Below are 19,758 nucleotides of genomic sequence, written 5' to 3' on the forward strand. Positions count from 1 at the left end.
AATGCTCTAATGTTTAAATGAAAGAGATATCTAAATATTCCCACTTTATATTATACAAGATAAAATGAAGAAATGGAGTTAAATTCCAATTAAGTTCATCCTTTTAAGGGCTCTACTAGTTTCTAACTGAATATATGATCAATAAAGGGTTTGAGTTCAGTATTGTACCGAGCTCAATCCTTTTAATTTTGCTTTTTTACGCTATAATGTATGGGGAAAATTGAATGCCTCATACTAAAGAGGAATCATTTGTTAGAGGAGATCAGTTCTACATGAAAAGCAACACTAATTACAGCTTAATTATAGGGATCTTTATCATTATTATTTTTACTATTACCTTTAGTTTATTGTATATATTTAGCCAACTTAGCCAACTAAGCCAAATAGAAGATAACAAATATGTCCTCCTTGGGGATGAGGCGCCAATCCCTACGGAGCTACATCCTATTGTGGAAGAGAATAAAAATGTCTTATTAGAAAAAGCAGATGAAATAGATATTGATGTCATGATAACAGAAGGGCTTAGACCATTTGAGAAGCAGAATGAGTTGTATAACCAAGGTAGAACTACTAAAGGGAACATCGTCACAAATTCAAAGGGAGGAGAATCTTTTCATAATTATGGATTAGCCTTTGACTATGCCATTAAGAATGCGAATGGCGGAATTGAATGGGATATTGAATATGATGGTAATCACAATGGAAAATCAGATTGGTTCGAAGTCGCTGAAATAGCAAAGGAGCTTGGGTTTGAATGGGGTGGAGATTGGAAACAATTCAAAGATTATCCGCATTTACAAATGACCTTTGGATTGAATATCCCTATGCTTCAAGAAGGGTATCGCTTAGCTGAAGATAATAATTTAAAATGACCATCTCAAAAGTTTGCTTTGGAGATGGTTCTTTTTTTAGGATTTTCTTCTAAAAAATGTTACAACTTAGTTTTTTAAAAAACAGAGTTTGAGTTTTAATTCGTGTAAAATTAAGCCTATTATTATATTAGTATTGAATAAATCATATGTTTAATGAAAGCTCGTCATTAGTGAATTAAGATAATTGATATTTACTAATTTTTCTTATTTTACTTCATGTAATGTCTTTATAAATCCAGTAAACTTTTCTATATTAAAATTTACTGATGGGCGAATAAATACTTGATAAATATATCTACCAATCTTCCAATGAGCATACCAACCATAATATTGTGTATTTTGTTTATGTAATAATATTGTTATTTCCATATTTCCTATTAGGAGTTTTTCTTTTTTTACATTCCAACTTTGTCTTACTCCTATATTTTCTCCCTCTTTATAAGAGAGATTTTCAATCATCTCTTCTGGAGCTAACCAAAACCAAATACCATCAGTATAATTAACCTTTGATCTATATAGGAAATGAGTTTCTACACCAGATTTATATTGATTAAATCCTATTGAATCCAGGAAAAATTCTTGATATTCAAATGCAGGTATATAAATGTTTTGCAATGTAATTTTTTTGTTAATATCGAAATTTTTTTCATACCATTTCACCCTAGAAATCTCATCTTCTTGCCATTTCGGTATACCATATCTTGCTGTATAACTCGTAGTTGTATATGACTTTTCTCCTAATCTTTCAATAGTAAACGACTCAAGTGGTGAAAATGATTCAATAATTCTAATAAGCTCATCTTCTTCAAATCTTCCTTTTAAAACAGATAATTCTACATTTGTGAACCATCTAGCATAACAAGCAGCTTGATTTCCTTTGTAATCTATACCAATAAACCCAACAATCCCGTTTATCTCAAAAGATTTACCAGGAGAAACAAGGTTTGTATCTGCATATACAGTAGGAATTCCCCAATCATAGAAAAACTGTTTTACTCTTACTACTCTATTTTTACTTGAAATTTCAAAACGGATCGAAGAACGAGAACTTCTTGTTTCTTTTTTTAGAGAAATATTCTTAACTGAACAGCCATTAGGCAAGTTAAAAGGACATAATATAACAAAATTAACAGATTGTTGTGCTAGTTCAAATGATGAAACATTAACATTTAGATTCAATATACTATCCTCCATTATATTATATTTCCTCCGTTATTTAACTAATCTGCTTTATTTGAATAATGGAGAATTATAGGTGAAAATGTAATTGCAATTCTTATTTACAATTGCAACTACTGCCTAAAAGTAGCTGAAAAAAGATACTTTTGTTTTTTCTCAATGATGCTATTTTGAAATAGTTAGATTTTGACAAGCTAAAATAAGCATTCGAACTAACTACAACTCTTGCAATTTTACTTATATGTTACTCCTTTTAGTTTACTTAATTTTTTGTATATTTTACAATTATTATGTATTGTGGTTAATTGTAGCTTTTAAGTATTTCTGATAGGGATAATTATACCAATAAATATAGAACGAACTAACTTATAAATAAAAAAGGTCAAAGAAATAGAAGGGAAAAGAAATAATGAATTTAATAATGATTCTAGTGATAGTTGTGATCGCTATCATTATCTATAACATATTAATGATAAATAAGAAAAGACTAAAAACGTTTAGGAAAGAATGGGCAACAGGAAAGTTTAATGCGCGAAGTGAAGATAACGAATCAGTGTCAATGTACTGGGAAAACAAAATAAATAGTGAACCAAGATATGACGGTATAGATCAGTTGACGTGGGATGATCTTGCTATGAATACGGTTTTCAAAAAGATAAATTACACACAGACCTCTGTTGGATCGGAATATTTATTTAATCAACTTCGTGATATTGATCCATCTCTAAAAGATATACAAGATAAAGAAAAACTTTACGCATTACTGGAGAGTAATCAAGCATTAAGAGAAGATATTTTAATCATTCTATCGGGACTTGGAAAACAAGATTATACAAACTCATCTTCTTTTTTTTATGAGAATCAGAGAAACATAAAATATGTAGCTATATATGTAGTGCTTGCTTTAATGCCATTTGCTTCAACCATTTTGATGTTTTTCAGCTTAAAGTACGGGATTTTTAGTTTAGTAGGATCTTTTCTGATTAACTTATTCGTATACTATAAAAATAAACCAGCGTTAGAGAATAATCTATACTCCACATCGTATATAGCAGCTGTCATCAATACGGGAAAACGCTTTGCTTCCGTCAAACATCTGGAATTTACGGCAAATGCAAACGAGTTCAAAGCCAAAGTACAGCCCCTTAAAAAAGTTTTAGTTTTAAGCAATATTGCTTCAATAGGAAGAGGCAACGGAGATTTTGATATCATTTTTGAGTACATACGAATAGTATTTTTGTTGGATTTTATTAGTTACAACAATATTATTAAAACGATTTCAAATCATAAAGCAGAATACCACGATTTATGGCAACTTATTGGGCAACTGGATGCAGGGGTAGCAGTTGCATTTTACCGTAAATCAATAGATACATATTGTATCCCTACATTTGTGGAGGAAGAGGAACTTTCATTCAAAAATATGTTTCATCCACTTATCAAAGAACCAGTAAAAAACACGTCAAATCTAGGCAAGAGCACACTCATTACAGGGTCTAATGCATCGGGGAAATCTACCTATATTAAAGCAATTGCTATTAATACAATCTTGGCACAAACAATTAATACAGTGTTAGCAGAAAACTGGACAATGAAACCTAGCTATATTGTAACTTCAATGGCGATTCAAGATAATGTTCTAGATGGTGATAGTTACTTTATAGCTGAAATTAAGTCACTCAAACGTATTATCCAACTGTGTGAGCAAGGTAAACCATGCATCTCATTTATTGATGAAATATTAAAGGGAACTAATACGATTGAACGGATAGCAGCATCGGCTGCAATGATGGAATGGCTTTCTTTGAATAAAGGGATGAATATCATTGCCTCTCATGATATCGAATTAACCGAAATTACCAAAAGTACTTATACAAATTATCACTTCAGTGAGTCAATTGAGAATGGTCAAGTTCATTTTGATTATACAATTCATTCTGGACCGTCAAAAACGAAAAATGCGATTAAGCTTCTTGAAATATTGGATTATCCACAAAGCATCACAAACAAGGCGAATGGGTTAGCCGAGTATTTCTTAGAAAAGCATGAATGGAAAGAAATGGAACAACGTACAGCTCCTTTTATTCCATAATTAGCAGGTTTTGTAATTAAGTCTGGAGTTTCATTTGTTGCAAGAACTTCTACTGGACATGTAGTTAGAGTAACAGAACATGCTGCAAAACGTGCAGTAGAGCGCAAGATTACTGGGAAAATGATAGATCAAAGTTTAGCTAAAGGTACAAAGTATGTAGATGCATTTAGTGGTGAAAGGGTTGCTTGGGCAGGAAATGGCAATAAAGTTGCTGTCTTACTTAAGAAAAATACAGTTGTAATTGATACTGTTTATGATGAAGATCCTATGAAAATGAAGTGGTTTCAAATATCTTGGCAATATGTGGGAGATATTAAAAGTTAATTGTAATATATTTAAATTTCATATAGGCCGACAACAATCCATAGAATAATGACTGAGGATTGTTGTCATGTATTTAGTTATACTTTAGTGCTAAAAAGTAAAAAGGAGTTTTTTATGGCCATATTAAAAGATTGTTCTAGTGTACCTAGTAATTGTGAAGTTGAAATAAATTTAAAGTTAGTCAATGAAGAAAGTGTAGAATTTTTTATTGATTTTCGCTCTGGTCCTGCTTTTCCAGATGTGCAAATGGAAATAGCTTGTTTAAAGAGGGACTTCTTAAAGTTATTAGATGATTTACAACAAATTAATAATGTACACTTAAGCATGCTAGAGACCCAAGACCCAGGGCTGTGTGTTTATCATATTCCTCAATTTGGAAAATATTATTACCCTGATTATGGTATTCTTCAAATACCTGAAAATGAGAGGGACGAATGGGAGCCTAGTTATAAATTAATTTTTGTATTAGATGCAGGCTTTAAAAATCACCTTCGCGCAACAGGGTGTGGTCCTTCATTATGTCTAATAGTTAAAATGGAACAAATTAATGAATTCGTAGACAGTTTAAAATCAGAGGTAAATAGTTTTTGAGTTTATAAAGAAATTACTGGTGTTCATAATAAAACTATACATAAAGCCTAGGTACTCAATTAATTTTGAATCTGGTCTTTTTTTACTTGTAATAAGAACGAATGTTCTGTTTGGTGAACCGAGTGTTATTTGGTGTTCTTTATGATTGTCATATTTATTGTTGGTTTGGCTATTATTCCGTTTCCTTAAGAAAAACGTTCATAAATGACTTTATGAAGCCTGAACAAATTGATTGTTGGTTTTTCAATTATAATTCCCTGATTTAAAGTGATGCCGTGAATTAAATGACTACTTAAAAAAGTAGTCATTTAATTTAAGTAGTTAATTTCATAATCTAAAATGCCCTCCAGATTAATTTATTGGAGGGCGTTTTATTTTGTAAGCCCCAATATTTCTCCTTTACTGAGGAGAGCAATAAATGAACTACATTACAATCATCAGTTATGACAAACAGTACATCCAATTTAAATGATGTGTATGCAGTACTACAGCTAACACATAAACAATTCATTTACAAATTTAATAAATTGACAATATTATTTAACTTTTAGATAAATATTCACTCTTTCAATCGATGGATTATTTATTACAAACTCCAAAGAAAGCCTGAAGCAAATGGATAATATGAAACAAATGCTATAAAGAATTGAATTTATTAATAAACCTTGATAATTTACTTTTATTAATAAAAATTTACATGTTGTTAATTAAAAAGAATCATTATATTAACAAATAATGTAAAGATTGATGTTACAATGAACAGGCTATCAGATGTAATGAAAAACTGTTTCGATAAAACCATCTCATTTAGGAGGATACTCTAATTGTCAAAAACTAAAGTATTGATTATCACTCAAAATTTTCATCCTGAAATCGGTAGCCATGCAAATAGATTGAATAATATTTTTCAATTACTACAGATAGATGGCTATGAGGTCTCTGTCTTGACTACAGAACCTTCTTATCCCAATAAGCATCTTTATGAAGATGAGAAGTTTTGGAATAACAAATCGTTAAATGATCATGAGAATATTCATAGAGTACATGTTAAAAATAGGAAATATGCCTTTAGTATGTTAAATAGATTAATCCACTATATTGAAATTTCATTAAAAATGCTATTTTTTGTTTTATTTGATAAACAAAAATATGATGTAGTATTCGTTACATCGCCAGCAATATTTATGGCATTTGTTGGTGTTATAGCAAAAATTAAGTATAAATCAAAATTTATTTTAGACATTAGAGATCTTTGGCCCGAATCATTAAAAGGGGTTGGAGTCTTTAATAACAAGTGGATCATAAAGTTTTTTTCCATATTAGAAGTTTATTTATATAGAAAAGCAAACTATATCGTCATTAATAGCATTGGTTTTATGGATTATATAGTGAAAAAGTCAAAAGTAGACCGCAACAAAATCATATTCATTCCAAATGCTGCTAGAGAATTTGAGCTAAATGTAGTTAACAAACAAGATGAACTATTTAAAATCATTTATACAGGAAATATTGGACTGGCTCAGGATGTAGATTTCCTCAAAAAATTAGTTTATCGCTTGGCCGAGAATCAAATTATGATCACTATCGTTGGCTATGGACAAAAGAAAAATGAGCTATTCAAGTTTATTAGCGAAAACAAATTGGCTAATGTAACAATCGAAAATCCTACTACTCGACATGAGTGTTTAAAGTTAAATGCAAAACATGATGTAGGTGTGTTGGCATTAAATGATAAGGAAGTATTTGAAACAGTTTTACCAGGTAAATTAATCGATTATATGTCATCTGGATTGCCAGTTGTAGCAGCTGTTTCAGGTTATTCCAAAGAGCTTATAGAAAATAATAAAACAGGTTTTGTTTCTGAAAATCGTGATGCAGCTGAAATAGTAGAATATATTTTGATGTTAAAAAACAATCCTGAAATACGACACAAAATAGCAAATAACAGTATGAATTTGATTAGAAAACAATTTTTGTGGGAAAAAAATATAAAAAAATTATCATGTCTATTTGAAAGTAATTATAAATTCAGAGAAATAGAAGCATTAAACAGCAAAATAGATAGGGATTTAACATTATGAGTAAAACTGTATGTATGTTTGTTTGGAACAATTTCACTAACGATGCTAGAGTGCTGAGGGAATGTACCGCGTTATCAGAAGAGGGCTATAAAGTAGACCTTATTTGTATTCATGATCCAACTGATAAAAGGATGATACTTGAAGAAAAAAGAAGTGAAAACTTTAATGTTTTTAGAGTTCGCAGATACCCCATCCTCTTTACCGTACTTCAATTATGTCTCAGATTTTGTTTGAAGTATAAATTAGTAGGAGGAGTTGTAGCATTCGTTTGGTTGTTTTCAGTTTACTATTTTCCTTTAGTCACGATCTCTTTAACTTTTATGGGGGTGCTGCTCCTAAAGACAAAGGTTAAAACAGTGTTTATTAGAGGGAGTATAATTTGCCGAATGATTATGAGGGGGAACAAGAAAAAGTATGATGTGTATCATTCCAACGACTTAAATACTTTACCCCAAGGCTTTATATGTTCTAAATGGCGACTAAAAAAGAAACCACTTATTTACGATTCTCATGAAGTTCAAACAAGTAGAACGGGCTATGATAGTCCAATTTATGGCATGATGGAGCAGTTTTTTATAAAAAGAATTGATTCTATGATAGTAGAAAATCATACAAGAGCTAAATACAATGAAGATTTATATGGATTTTATCCGAATGTAGTGCATAACTATCCTTTTTTGCAGACAGAAGTTTTAAATGAAACAGTAAATCTTCATAGAATGCTTCAATTACCTGTAGATGAAAAGATCCTACTTTACCAAGGGGGAATTCAAGCTGGAAGGGGTTTGAAACAATTAATACAGGCCGTTCCAAAATTTAAGGAAGGAACACTTGTATTAATTGGAGACGGTAGAGTAAAACCTGATTTGGTGAAAATGGTGAAGGAAATGAATCTTCAGGAGAAAGTAAGGTTTATACCAAAAGTACCACTTACTGAGTTACCGAAATATACAAAGAATGCTTATATCGGTTTTCAAGTATTAAATAACACAAACTTTAATCATTACTCAGCTTCTTCAAATAAATTATTTGAATATATGATGGCAGGTGTACCAGTGGTAGCATGCGACTTTCCAGAAATCAAAAGAGTAATTGAGGGAGAAAATACAGGGATATGTATCGATTCTCATAATCCAAGTGCTATTGCTGATGCAGTAAATAGACTATTAGAGAATAGCGAATTACATAACCAATTAAGTGAAAACAGTTTAGCGGCTAGTAAAATTTATAATTGGGAAAGTGAAAAGAGATTGTTTCTAAATGTTTATACAAAAAGAATGTCAGGTTATTTTAAAGCGGTGGAAACGACCATATCTCATTAAAAAAATAGGAGTGTTAATGTTGGACTTAAAAACAAATGACACGTCTGAAGAGCTGGATCAACTAACGAAACGACTAATATATGAGAAGCAGTCTAAAATAAGTATTTTTGAAGAGCTTTTAAGAATTTACGAAAGTGAAGAAAAGTTACTAACGTCGTATAAACAATTATCTGCCCAACATTATGCAATTAGTAATTCAAAACTAGCAAAGGTTACTTATGCATATTGGAGATTTTTGAAAAGAATTAAGCGAGGCAAGAAAAATGAAAATAGCTAATTTGGATGAGCAAATCAATCAAGTCAAATCGAGAAAAGAACTTATTGAGTATGCGATTAAAAAAGAAAAATATGAGATCAATCACTTATTAGAAAATAGCAAGTTACCAGATAATATATCTATGGAACCAGTTTCTTTATTTAATGATGAAGTAGATACATCAATCAAAATGGATAAAGAAGAGTATTTATCTTATAGGGAAGAAGTTGCTGATTTCGAGTATTTCGAAAGAATTAAACCATTGCTTGAAATGATACCAGATAGCAATGGGAGTCGTTATTACCAAAAGTATAAAGTAAATGTCGGGATCATAGCCGATGAGTTTTTATATCAGTCCTACAAAGACGTAGCAAACTTTTATCCGATTACATTTTCTAATTACAAATATTATAAAAGTAAACTAGATATTTTATTAGTTGTTAGTACTTGGAAGGGTTTGGATCAGGCTTGGGAGGGTTTAGGGAATCCTTCATCACGAAAAAGAGAAGAAGCACATAAAATTATACATTTTTTTAAAAAGAATAGGGTTCATACGGTGTTTTACTCTAAAGAAGATCCTGTTAACTATGAAGCATTCATCGGATTAGCAAGAAAATGTGAGTATGTATTTACTACAGCAGTAGAGAAGGTTGAAAGTTATCAAAAAGACTGTCGTCATAACAACATCTTTGTATTAGAGTTTGGTGTGAATCCACTTTATCATAATCCAATTGGGATAAAAAGTATTCAAAAAAGTAATGATGTTTTCTTTGCTGGATCGTGGTTAAACAAATATCCGGAAAGACAAAAGGAAACAAGCGAACTATTTGATGGAGTAATCAAGACTAATAGAAGCTTAAAAATAGTTGATAGAAATTTTCAGCTAAATAAGCCTAACTACTTCTTTCCATCACAGTATTTACAATATATTTCACCAGCTATAGAACATGAATATCTTCAAAAAATTCATAAATTATATGATTGGTCTATCAACTTAAATTCAATTAAATTTAGTGAAACAATGTTTGCGAATAGAATTTACGAACTACAAGCAATAGGAAATATTATTATCTCTAATTATAGTGTAGGGGTAAATGATAAGTTTCCAAACGTATTTCTAGTGAATGATCGGAACGAGTTAAAGGATATTCTGAATGGATTTACTAATGAAGAAGTGTACAAACATCAAGTGGTGGGCATTAGAAATGTCATGTCTTCTCATACAACGTTTGAAAGATTTGATTATCTATTAGACTGTATTGGTTTTAACAGGCAACTACATTCAAAGAAAGTACTGGTTGTCGCAAATTTAATAAGTGATGATGTAATACGAGATTTTGAAAATCAAACGTATGTAGAAAAGCATTTAATAACTGAAGCTAACTTTGATGAAAAAGTAAAACAAGACTATGATTTTATCGCTTTTTTTAATTCCAAATACAATTATCAAGAGTATTACTTAGAAGATATGATAAATGGATTTAAATATACGAATTCTGATTATATTGCAAAAAATAGTTATTATCATGGCAGCGAGCTAGTCGAAGGTCTTGAACATACTTATATAAATGAGATGAAAGATAAATATAAAACAGTTTTTTGGTCAGAATCTTTCCGAGCAAATGAATTGTTGAATATGAACAAAAAACATATAAGAGAAAATGGCTATTGTATTGATCATTTTGAATTAGATACAGTATCTAAAAATGTGCAATTAGAGAGTGAAGATAGAACGTATGAATTATCTGTCATTGTCCCTGTTTTTAATAATGGAAAATACTTGCTAAACAAGTGTTTTAATAGTCTTAAAAGAAGTAGTGTTTTCAAAAAAATGGAAATCATCATTTTAGATGATGGTTCTTCAAAAAAAGAGACGATCGCTACAATAAATAGAATAGCTAGGGAACATGCTAACGTCGTAACCTATTTCTATCGTGAAGGAGGAAGTGGGAGTGCTTCAAGAGCTAGAAATAAGGGAGCAGAACTTGCTACTACCGAATATGTAACTTATTTAGATCCAGACAATGAAGCCGTTAATGATGGTTATGCCAAATTGTTAAATTTACTGAAAAATAATACGGCATTAGATATAGCCATTGGAAATATGATTAAGCTAAATAATTTGAAAATTAGTCATTTTAAATATTTTGAAACAGTAATTAATACTTGTCGTAGCGACATTATTAATGATCCAAAAAAACTATTAATGGATACCGATTTAAGGACACAAAGTATTCAGGCATTAGTAGTGAAAAGGGAAATCATCATTAATAACAATTTGAAAATGGTTGAAAATGCAGGTGGACAAGATACGTTATTCTTCCAAGAATTACTGTTGCATTCTAGTAAAGGGGTTGTGATTGATAAGGATATACATATTTACTATGCAGCTGTGTCTGGATCTGTCACGAATACGGTAACGAAAGCGTTTTTTGAAAAGTATTATACATTAGAGAAAGAAAGACTACTGTTTTTGATAAAAAACGACCTATTGGATTTATATATGGAAAGAAGATTTAACTTCTACTTTAGAAATTGGTATCTCATTAGAATAAAAAAAATTAAGCATGAGGAACAACAAGAGGCTATTGATACGCTCTACAAGATCTATTCATTGTATAAAGAGTATATAATCAAAAATTCCGTGGATATAGAAAAATTTGCTGCTCTATATGAGAAAAGAAAATATAAACAGATTATAAAATATTTTTCTAGTATGAATTGAAATATTGAAATTATTTTGAAAGGAAGTGAGATATAAAAGATAACTTTTACTTCGCAAGTAGCGAATACGAATAGAGGAATTTCAATATCACTATTTTGTAATGGGTACATCATCAATTTATTGAACTTACTACCTTGAATATTGGAGGGAAATAATGATGAAATTATGCACTATTGGCCTAGGGTATATCGGTTTGCCGACATCTATCATGTTCGCAAAACACAATGTAGAAGTAGTAGGAGTAGATGTAAAGAAAGACGTAATAGATGCATTGAATAATGGTGAAATTCATATTGAAGAGCCTGGACTACAAACAGCTCTTAATGAAGTCATTGCAATGGGTACTTTTAGAGCGTCAATTACTCCTGAAGAGGCTGATGTGTTTATTATGGCTGTTCCTACACCTAATAATCAGGATCTGTATAGATCTTGTGATTTAACCTATGTTATTACTGCGATAAAGTCTATATTACCCTATTTAAAAAGAGGTAATATAATAATCGTTGAATCGACAATTGCTCCTCGTAGTATGGATGATGTTATCAAACCGTTAGTAGATCAAACAGGCTTTGTTGTTGGAAAAGACATTTTCCTTGTACATTGTCCTGAAAGAGTACTACCAGGTCAGATTTTCCATGAGTTAGTGTTTAATAATAGAATAGTTGGTGGAATTACTCCTGCATGCGAAGAAGCAGGGGCTATCGTTTATAGTACTTTCGTAAAAGGTGAAATTATTAAAACGGATGCAAGAACAGCGGAGATGTCTAAACTGATGGAAAATACATTTAGAGATGTGAATATAGCACTTGCAAATGAATTGGCGAATGTATGTCATTTATTAGAGATAAATGTATTAGATGTTATCGAAATGGCCAATAAACACCCACGTGTTAATTTACATACACCAGGTCCAGGTGTAGGGGGTCACTGCTTAGCTGTCGATCCGTATTTTATCGTTGCAAAGGCACCAGAAATTGCTCAGTTAATAAAGTTATCTCGTACGATTAATACCTCTATGCCTCATTTTGTAGTAGAGAATGTCAATAAACTAATGAATAATGTCGAAGGAAAAGTAGTTACTATTTTAGGTCTCACATATAAAGGGAATGTGGATGATATTCGTGAAAGTCCAGCAATCGAAGTGTTTAAACAATTACAAGCAGAACATAATTATGAAGTGCGAGCTTATGATCCACACGTTAAATTAGATTGGGTTATACAAGATTTAGAGCTAGCGGTAAAAGACTCTGATCTCATTGTTGTTTTATCAGATCATGATGAGTTTAAGGAATTTGGAGATCCTGATTTTTCCTGTATGTCAAATATAAGAATTTTTGATACTAAAAATGTAGTGAAACGTGTTCCGAATTATGTTGAATATATTAATTATGGAAACCTTTTTAACTATACTAAAAAGAAAGCTACTGTTGTATGAATTTTGTTCGGCAGATATTAAAAGAACAATTTTCTCATCTTAATTTGATATTTCGATTAAGTATATATGAAGAAAAAGGTAAGTATGCAATGCACTATTTGGGTGCTTTATGGCAAATATTAAATCCATTCATTCAAATTGGTGTTTATTGGCTCATTTTTGGTTTAGGAATAAGAAAGGGTTCTCCTGTTGAGGGAACCCCGTTTTTCCTTTGGCTGATTATAGGGTTAGTACCGTGGTTATATATTAGTAGGACAATTACACAAGCTTCAAATAGTATTTACGCAAAAGTAAATTTAGTAGCTAAAATGAACTTTCCCGTAAGCGTTCTACCTACTATTATAATCGTTGGTAATTCAATTTCATTTCTACCTATGATTATTCTAACTTTTGGCATTACTCTAGGATATGGTATTTTCTCTGGAATATATTTAATACAAATACTATATTATTTAGTTTGCCTGTATTTCTTTCTGTTTGCTTTGACACTGCTTTTATCAACACTTACAACTATTATCCGAGATATTCAGATAATAATACAATCAATTGTTCGGTTAATGATGTTTTTCTTACCAATCGTGTGGAATGTTCATAACTTCCCTGAATTGTTAGTCAGTATTTTGAAATTGAATCCTTTATTTTATATTATTGAAGGATTTAGGTACTCTCTCTTAGGAGGGGGATGGTTTTTTGAGGATATGCCGTATACCTTTTATTTCTGGAGTATAACTACCCTAATACTTACAATTGGTTCTTATGTACATTTAAAATTTCGTGATAGATTTGTTGACTACCTATAGTCGGAGGAAAAGAAATGAATCCGAAAATTCGATTTATGAATGTATCAAAAGGTTTCAGTTTATATAGTAAGCAATCTGAAAAACTATTTGATATCATATCTCTAAAAAAAAATAGAGCTCATTTTTTTGCACTTAGAAATATTAGTTTTGAGGTGAATGCAGGAGAAGCAATTGGTCTTATCGGACTAAATGGTTCTGGCAAATCGACTCTTTCAAACCTACTAGCGCAAGTAATACCTACAAGTTTAGGTAAGGTTGAAATAAATGGAGAAACATCTCTAATTGCTATTTCCGTTGGATTAAATAATTCGTTAACAGGTTTAGAGAATATTAAGCTGAAATGTTTGATGCACGGTTTAAGTAGCGCTGAAATTAATCAATTAAAATCAGCTATAATAGACTTTGCAGATATAGGGAAGTTTATTAACCAACCTGTAAAAAACTATTCTAGTGGCATGAAATCTCGTTTAGGTTTTGCAATATCAATTCATACTAATCCGGATATTTTAATTATAGATGAAGCCTTATCTGTGGGAGATCAAACATTCTACAAGAAGTGTCTGGATAAGATAAATGAATTTAAAAGCCAAGGAAAAACAATTGTTTTTGTAAGTCACTCATTGTCCCAAATAGAAGCATTTTGTGATAGGGTGATGTGGATTCATTTTGGAAAAATAAAAATGTTCGATGAGGCAAAAAAAGTGATAAGTGAATATAAACAGTTTATAAACTGGTTTAATTCCTTAAGTGAAAGTCAAAAGAAGAAGAGTAGAAATGAAATGTTAGAAGAGCAATATAAAGAAGTTTCTAACGGCCAAATTCAACAGGAGAAGCGTAAACGTGGAAATTCGAATTTGGTATTCGTGCTACAAATTTTAATATTAATCTTTATAGTGATTTCAAGCGCTACCTATATGTTTTAACCACGAAAGAAAAGGTCAATAATACCGTCTAGCCAATCTGAATTCGAGGGCGTAACTCGCTTTTACTCTACTGGGCTTTTTGGTAAAGCGTTTTTCTACATGGATTCTTATTAAAATAGCTCCTCAATAAAAAGTTGATCAGCAGTAAGCGAACAACTTTTTACTGAGGAGCTAAATTTTTTTATTTCTGTTAGTAAAACAGTTTTGACTGAAGAATGTCTAATGCACGGTCAATATCCTCTAAATCTTCTACAGAAGCATGTTTTATGCGATTTTGGAAGCGAGATTCAACTAACTTAAATGTTTCGTTCATCATAGCTTCCCCATTTTTTGAAAGACGAATATATTGCTTCCGTCGATCTTTTGTATCACTTAACTTTTCGATTAGATTTTTTTCACTTAACTTTTTAAGTTCTCGACTTGTATTTGGCATAGATAAATGTTGGCAATCACTAATTTCACTAGGGGTAACAGGCTTCTGACTTACTGTAATAGATTCTAAAATGTTATATTGCACTGGCGTGATGGCATCAGATTTAGCGTCTTTTGTTAATTCATGTGTCACACTATGAACAGAAGTTGTAAATGAAACCCATTTATTAAAGAGAGCATTTTTGTCCATAAATTTCACCTCTTACTGTGAAGATAACAAAAATATTATCATATTACAATTATCATTTGACAACAAAATGAATCAACTGTATATTTTAGTTATCAAATGATAAGTGAAGAGGTGCATTATGAAAATATTGGTAATTTATACATATCCAAATCATAAAAGCTTAAACTATGCATTTTTACAAGAAGTTATTAAAGGGAGCAAAGAGAATCCTAACATCAAAGAGTTACAGATATTAGATTTATATGAAGAAGATTTTGATCCACTTCTAGTATTTCATGAGAATAAAAGAAGACGAGATATGTATCGTGAGCCATCATTAGAAAAATACCGTAATCAAATTATTTGGGCAGACAAAATTGTTTTTGTCTATCCAATCTGGTGGGGGAGACCTCCATCAATGCTTATGGGATACATTGACCAATTATTTGCATCGAATTTCGCCTACAAAGATAAGAAGGGATTGTTTCCAGAAGGGCTTTTGAAAGGAAAGTCTGTTGTCTGTATCTCCACTATGAAGGGACCTACAAAGTATCCACTTTTATGGTTGAATAACGCACATAAAGTATTGATGAAAAAAGCGTTATTTAATTATGTGGGGATCAAAAAAGTGAAGTTTTTCGAATTTGGGAATATGGAAAGTCCAAAGGGAAGACAAACAAAAAAATTAGAAAAAGTTTATCAATATTTCAAAAAAGTAGAAATGTAAGATTTCTCAGTTTGAGATAAGTATTATAGTTTAAAGTAAGAAGCCGGCTCAAAGTAATAAATTTGAGCCGGCATTATTTATCTTTTTTAATTGTCTTTTTTCATTATAAAACTTAAGTGTCTGCCAGCTTGTTTATCCTGACGATAGGAGAATCCATCAGGGCTTATAAAAGTGCATGTTTGATCAATTGTAATTCGATCAGCCGGGATTCCTGCAAGTTCACATTGTTTTTTCACTGTTTGCTGATTATCAATATGATACTTGTAAGTTTTATCATTAAAATAGATAAAATCATCTGCGTAGCCTAGGTTTTTGAATTTTACATATACATCAGCATCAACTTCAAATTTCTCTTGGCTAAGAGCCATACCAATATGAATATGCAAATCATTAGGATTACAGTTTTCGATTTGTATTAAATGATTAAAAACGTGCAATGATATTTCTTTTACTGTACCTTGCCATCCAGAGTGAATAACCCCGATAAGACCAGTTACTTCATTATAAAAAATCACAGGGACACAATCCGCAGTAAAGGAACATAATAATAGATTCGGTTCATAAGTATACAGAGCGTCTGTATCCGTAATAGCGGTATCAGTACAATCTGCACCACGGCCTTTATCAGCAAGTGTTACCTTATGCAAATTCGAACTATGTGTTTGACTGGCACAGACGAAAGTTTCAACATCACAATTCAACGAAGCGGCTAATTTTCTACGATTCTCCATCACATCATCTTGGTTTACACATGCATGAAGAGCCATGTTGTTGCTTTCAAGTACAGTTTCATCTTTTAAGGTTATTCCTGCAATTAATCTCTCATTGTTTAAATATATGTTTGTTTTCATATCATCACCTTACTTTAATATACAATAATGGCTTACTGATGTATATGACAAACAAAATGAAAATTGTCATATTGCTGCTGGAAATTCACTCAACATATACATTCGATTCGTGATTAGTAATATTATCCTTCCTAATATCTTCATTTTTTACTAGAGCTTGGACAATAACTGTTGTAAACTTAATCAAGTGGAAGATCTTTTTCTGTGATTTGTTTGTGGTGAATTCATTTTTCATAGAAAAGGCTTCTTTTTTCTATGTGTTCGTTTACATGAGACATTTTACGAGCTACTAGAAAAGTTGAAATATTAATAAAAGGAGTTTGTATGTTTAAGAATTATAAAAGTAATAATCAGAGATTATATTATTTTACAATACTAATAGTAATAACGATTATGACCATGGGGTTGTTGATTAAGAACCCCCATATTGGAGAGTTAGGTGTTGGTTTTATTATCCACCTATCTATTGTTGTGATTATTTCCTTAAGCTTACTACTCTATCCAAAGTATGGAACGCATCGTTTTAGAACAATCATTATTATTGAAGCGTTCATCTATTATTATAATATTTTCTTTTTATATCCAGAGACTTGGTCTAATTTTATTTTCGTTTGTTTTATACCCGCCGTTGCGATTATGTTTTTTGATTCAAAACTTTTTTATTTTTCTATTTTTATTAACTCTATATTAGTAGTAATTACTTTCGGTTTTATTGCGTTTTTTGATCACGGTAATCAATTTATTTATATTAAACAAGACTTAATAGGTAATTTTATTAACTATGTGGGTAGTCAAGCGCTCATATACTTTATTTTCTATCTAACAAATCTACGTGTGAAAAAACAAGAATTATATTATGAACAAATAAAACAAGCAGAGCGTTTGAAAACAGCAGGTCAATTAGCAGCTGCTGTTGCGCATGAAATTAGAAATCCGGTCACGGTTGTTAAAGGTTTTTTGCAGTTATTTGAACAAGATCCTCAATTTAATGATGATGTAAAGAGCAAATTTGCTTTAATGATTGATGAATTAAATACAGCTGAGAGTGTGGTTTCTCAATTTTTGTCTATCGCAAAGCCAGATAAAAAACAAGATATTGAATCAGTGAATTTAAAAGTTGTTCTTCAAAGCGTAACTGACTTACTAAATTCTTATGGGCTATTAAATAATAATAATATCGAATTAGAAGTAAAAAAAGATTGTTACATAGCAGCTAACAAGATAGAGTTTAAACAATTAATGATCAATATTATAAAAAATGCAATTGAGGCTTCTGAAATTGGGGAGTCTGTTATTGTAACTGGTGGAATGAAGCAAGATTTTGTAGAGATTCAAGTAATAGATCATGGGCATGGAATGTCAGAAACGGAAGTAGAATGTCTTGGTACACCTTTTTACTCTCTAAAAAGTAAAGGGACTGGTTTAGGTATGATGATTTGCTACAATATAGCAGCAAAATATAATGGAACAATTGAATTCCAAAGTTCAATAAATGAAGGAACTATTGTAACTATTCGCTTTCCATCGAAAAATTAGACTGTTAAATAAGATGGCATAGGATCTACATTTTACTAGTGATGAATAAAATGAGGAAACTTGAAATATATTGATTATTATTTTATGGAATTCTCAACAGCAATTCCTTTACTCAATTGAATCATGAAGTAGACTTGTCTGTACGCCAATCTAATGACTTGCCCCGTGGGTAGGTCATTTTTTCTTTAGTTCTATGTCTTAGTAATCGTCTGAAAATAGGAAGGTTACTTTAATGGAGTAACACCAAAGAATTTGTAGCATTATTTGGTGTAGTTCCTCTAATTAGATAGTAGGGATATGAGAACATGACTTAAAAAATAAAAACTTTTGCTAATACTACATGTTTTCATTAATTGAGAACAACTTGATATTACAGGGTTCAACGTATTCTTAGTTAAACTAATGAACAAATAATTCCTGAATATTACCACTAATTCTGTATTAATCCAATAGTTCTAAGCTGTGTGATTTCTAACATATCAAGATAATTAGGAGGTAGGTAGAGTGTCAAAAAGAATAATGGATTCCATTGACTTTCCAATGGTGAAAATTCCAGGTGGAGAAATAGAATTAAGAGACGATAGATTAAAAAGTAAATGGAATGTTGAAATAAGTCCGTTTCTTCTTACAAATTATCCTGTAACTATGAACCTTTACAATGCCATTACAAATAAATCGACTAATTCCTTTGACGGGAATCTAAAACCGGTTGTGAATATTTCTTGGTATGATGCAATTTCTTTTTGTAATCTACTTTCACAAAAAGTTGGACTGAAAGAGTGCTATTCTAAAAGTAATGATGGTGAAATCATTATTTGTGATTGGGGATCAAATGGCTTTCGACTTCCTTCAGAAGCTGAGTGGCAATATGCATGTAAGGCAGGGACTACGGGTTATAGATACGGAGAGCTTGATAAGATTGCCTGGTATAACGAAAATTCAGGAGGGAAAATCCATGAAGTAGGAAGAAAGGAACCGAATGCATGGGGACTATATGATATGTTAGGAAATGTTTGGGAGTGGTGCTTTGATTTATACGACGAACAAGTGTACGGCTCCTACCGAATTTTCCGAGGAGGTAGCTGGGCTGAAAAGGCAAGGGGATGTGGAGCAACTTGTCGACGTCGTAGCCATCCTTCGTTTTGCATAGATGACCTTGGATTCAGACTTGCTAAGTCTTTGTAACTTCTACAAATAACCCAACTTTCTAGGTTTACATCACAACTAACTGTCACTTTGTTGGCAGTTTTTTTGATCCCAAAACAACATAAAGACTTAATAAAGCTATTAATAAACCTAAAGGGAGTAATGAATTGTTATTCGAATTTCATAAAAATCCTACTAATAGTCATATCCGTATATGTATGACAAGTAAACATGTTTTGCTCCAGATGATTTGTATGAGAAAATGAATAATAAGTTATTAAACAAGAATGTGAGTAA

The 19,758-nt window shown here is 31.2% G+C and carries 17 protein-coding genes; 14 read left to right on the forward strand and 3 right to left on the reverse strand.

Annotation, left to right across the window (positions count from 1 at the left end; genetic code table 11):
• Window positions 1–272 precede the first annotated feature (272 nt).
• Window positions 273–872 (forward strand): M15 family metallopeptidase, encoded by a 600-nt coding sequence (locus tag ACQKM9_RS19380; RefSeq protein WP_427736042.1) that lies wholly within the window; start codon window positions 273–275, stop codon window positions 870–872.
• Between the two features lie 204 nt (window positions 873–1,076).
• Here the strand turns inward: ACQKM9_RS19380 and ACQKM9_RS19385 are convergent, their stop codons facing one another.
• On the reverse strand, window positions 1,077–2,051 hold the full coding sequence (locus tag ACQKM9_RS19385) for a hypothetical protein (protein ID WP_427736013.1): 975 nt from the start codon (window positions 2,049–2,051) through the stop codon (window positions 1,077–1,079).
• Between the two features lie 409 nt (window positions 2,052–2,460).
• On the opposite strand from ACQKM9_RS19385, the gene ACQKM9_RS19390 reads away from it, so the two are divergent.
• The 10 genes from ACQKM9_RS19390 (at window position 2,461) to ACQKM9_RS19435 (ending at window position 14,600) form a co-directional block, all read left to right on the forward strand.
• Window positions 2,461–4,143, forward strand: a complete 1,683-nt coding sequence (locus ACQKM9_RS19390) for a MutS-related protein (RefSeq protein ID WP_427736015.1) — start codon at window positions 2,461–2,463, stop codon at window positions 4,141–4,143.
• A gap of 120 nt (window positions 4,144–4,263) precedes the next feature.
• Window positions 4,264–4,467 carry a hypothetical protein gene (locus ACQKM9_RS19395; protein WP_427736016.1) on the forward strand — a complete coding sequence of 68 codons (204 nt, stop codon included), beginning with the start codon at window positions 4,264–4,266 and terminating at the stop codon, window positions 4,465–4,467.
• A gap of 114 nt (window positions 4,468–4,581) precedes the next feature.
• The gene (locus ACQKM9_RS19400) at window positions 4,582–5,058 is read left to right on the forward strand and encodes a hypothetical protein (protein ID WP_427736017.1); all 477 of its coding nucleotides are present in this window, start codon (window positions 4,582–4,584) and stop codon (window positions 5,056–5,058) included.
• Between the two features lie 824 nt (window positions 5,059–5,882).
• On the forward strand, window positions 5,883–7,139 hold the full coding sequence (locus tag ACQKM9_RS19405) for a glycosyltransferase family 4 protein (RefSeq protein ID WP_427736018.1): 1,257 nt from the start codon (window positions 5,883–5,885) through the stop codon (window positions 7,137–7,139).
• On the forward strand, window positions 7,133–8,461 hold the full coding sequence (locus ACQKM9_RS19410) for a glycosyltransferase (protein ID WP_427736043.1): 1,329 nt from the start codon (window positions 7,133–7,135) through the stop codon (window positions 8,459–8,461). The genes ACQKM9_RS19405 and ACQKM9_RS19410 overlap by 7 nt, the downstream gene beginning before the upstream one ends.
• A 19-nt stretch (window positions 8,462–8,480) precedes the next feature.
• Window positions 8,481–8,738, forward strand: coding sequence for a hypothetical protein (locus tag ACQKM9_RS19415; RefSeq protein ID WP_368538020.1), 258 nt, complete (start codon window positions 8,481–8,483; stop codon window positions 8,736–8,738).
• Complete coding sequence (locus tag ACQKM9_RS19420) at window positions 8,725–11,442, forward strand: glycosyltransferase (RefSeq protein WP_427736019.1); 2,718 nt, start codon at window positions 8,725–8,727, stop codon at window positions 11,440–11,442. The genes ACQKM9_RS19415 and ACQKM9_RS19420 overlap by 14 nt, the downstream gene beginning before the upstream one ends.
• Window positions 11,443–11,599: 157 nt before the next feature.
• A complete protein-coding gene (locus ACQKM9_RS19425) occupies window positions 11,600–12,877 on the forward strand; it encodes a nucleotide sugar dehydrogenase (protein ID WP_427736044.1) in 1,278 nt (425 codons plus the stop codon).
• Window positions 12,874–13,677, forward strand: a complete 804-nt coding sequence (locus tag ACQKM9_RS19430) for an ABC transporter permease (RefSeq protein WP_427736020.1) — start codon at window positions 12,874–12,876, stop codon at window positions 13,675–13,677. The genes ACQKM9_RS19425 and ACQKM9_RS19430 overlap by 4 nt, the downstream gene beginning before the upstream one ends.
• Before the next feature lie 14 nt (window positions 13,678–13,691).
• The gene (locus tag ACQKM9_RS19435) at window positions 13,692–14,600 is read left to right on the forward strand and encodes an ABC transporter ATP-binding protein (protein ID WP_427736021.1); all 909 of its coding nucleotides are present in this window, start codon (window positions 13,692–13,694) and stop codon (window positions 14,598–14,600) included.
• Between the two features lie 190 nt (window positions 14,601–14,790).
• Here the strand turns inward: ACQKM9_RS19435 and ACQKM9_RS19440 are convergent, their stop codons facing one another.
• Window positions 14,791–15,222 carry a MarR family winged helix-turn-helix transcriptional regulator gene (locus ACQKM9_RS19440; RefSeq protein ID WP_427736022.1) on the reverse strand — a complete coding sequence of 144 codons (432 nt, stop codon included), beginning with the start codon at window positions 15,220–15,222 and terminating at the stop codon, window positions 14,791–14,793.
• Window positions 15,223–15,340: 118 nt separating this feature from the next.
• On the opposite strand from ACQKM9_RS19440, the gene ACQKM9_RS19445 reads away from it, so the two are divergent.
• Window positions 15,341–15,928, forward strand: a complete 588-nt coding sequence (locus tag ACQKM9_RS19445) for an NAD(P)H-dependent oxidoreductase (RefSeq protein ID WP_427736023.1) — start codon at window positions 15,341–15,343, stop codon at window positions 15,926–15,928.
• Between the two features lie 86 nt (window positions 15,929–16,014).
• Here the strand turns inward: ACQKM9_RS19445 and pgeF are convergent, their stop codons facing one another.
• A complete protein-coding gene (gene pgeF, locus ACQKM9_RS19450) occupies window positions 16,015–16,779 on the reverse strand; it encodes a peptidoglycan editing factor PgeF (protein ID WP_427736024.1) in 765 nt (254 codons plus the stop codon).
• 324 nt (window positions 16,780–17,103) lie between these two features.
• On the opposite strand from pgeF, the gene ACQKM9_RS19455 reads away from it, so the two are divergent.
• The gene (locus ACQKM9_RS19455; protein ID WP_427736025.1) at window positions 17,104–18,315 is read left to right on the forward strand and encodes an ATP-binding protein; all 1,212 of its coding nucleotides are present in this window, start codon (window positions 17,104–17,106) and stop codon (window positions 18,313–18,315) included.
• 519 nt (window positions 18,316–18,834) lie between these two features.
• On the forward strand, window positions 18,835–19,500 hold the full coding sequence (locus ACQKM9_RS19460; RefSeq protein WP_427736045.1) for a formylglycine-generating enzyme family protein: 666 nt from the start codon (window positions 18,835–18,837) through the stop codon (window positions 19,498–19,500).
• The last annotated feature ends 258 nt before the right edge of the window (window positions 19,501–19,758 follow it).

Source organism: Viridibacillus sp. NPDC093762 (genome assembly GCF_050279675.1).
GTDB lineage: Bacteria > Bacillota > Bacilli > Bacillales_A > Planococcaceae > Viridibacillus.

Coding starts and splice junctions, on each gene's coding strand:
- ACQKM9_RS19380 (WP_427736042.1), top strand. CDS start 273: ATGAAAAGCAACACTAATTACAGCTTAATTATAGGGATCTTTATCATT.
- ACQKM9_RS19390 (WP_427736015.1), top strand. CDS start 2,461: ATGAATTTAATAATGATTCTAGTGATAGTTGTGATCGCTATCATTATC.
- ACQKM9_RS19395 (WP_427736016.1), top strand. CDS start 4,264: ATGATAGATCAAAGTTTAGCTAAAGGTACAAAGTATGTAGATGCATTT.
- ACQKM9_RS19400 (WP_427736017.1), top strand. CDS start 4,582: ATGGCCATATTAAAAGATTGTTCTAGTGTACCTAGTAATTGTGAAGTT.
- ACQKM9_RS19420 (WP_427736019.1), top strand. CDS start 8,725: ATGAAAATAGCTAATTTGGATGAGCAAATCAATCAAGTCAAATCGAGA.
- ACQKM9_RS19425 (WP_427736044.1), top strand. CDS start 11,600: ATGAAATTATGCACTATTGGCCTAGGGTATATCGGTTTGCCGACATCT.
- ACQKM9_RS19430 (WP_427736020.1), top strand. CDS start 12,874: ATGAATTTTGTTCGGCAGATATTAAAAGAACAATTTTCTCATCTTAAT.
- ACQKM9_RS19435 (WP_427736021.1), top strand. CDS start 13,692: ATGAATCCGAAAATTCGATTTATGAATGTATCAAAAGGTTTCAGTTTA.
- ACQKM9_RS19440 (WP_427736022.1), bottom strand. CDS start 15,222: ATGGACAAAAATGCTCTCTTTAATAAATGGGTTTCATTTACAACTTCT.
- ACQKM9_RS19445 (WP_427736023.1), top strand. CDS start 15,341: ATGAAAATATTGGTAATTTATACATATCCAAATCATAAAAGCTTAAAC.
- pgeF (WP_427736024.1), bottom strand. CDS start 16,779: ATGAAAACAAACATATATTTAAACAATGAGAGATTAATTGCAGGAATA.
- ACQKM9_RS19455 (WP_427736025.1), top strand. CDS start 17,104: ATGTTTAAGAATTATAAAAGTAATAATCAGAGATTATATTATTTTACA.
- ACQKM9_RS19460 (WP_427736045.1), top strand. CDS start 18,835: ATGGATTCCATTGACTTTCCAATGGTGAAAATTCCAGGTGGAGAAATA.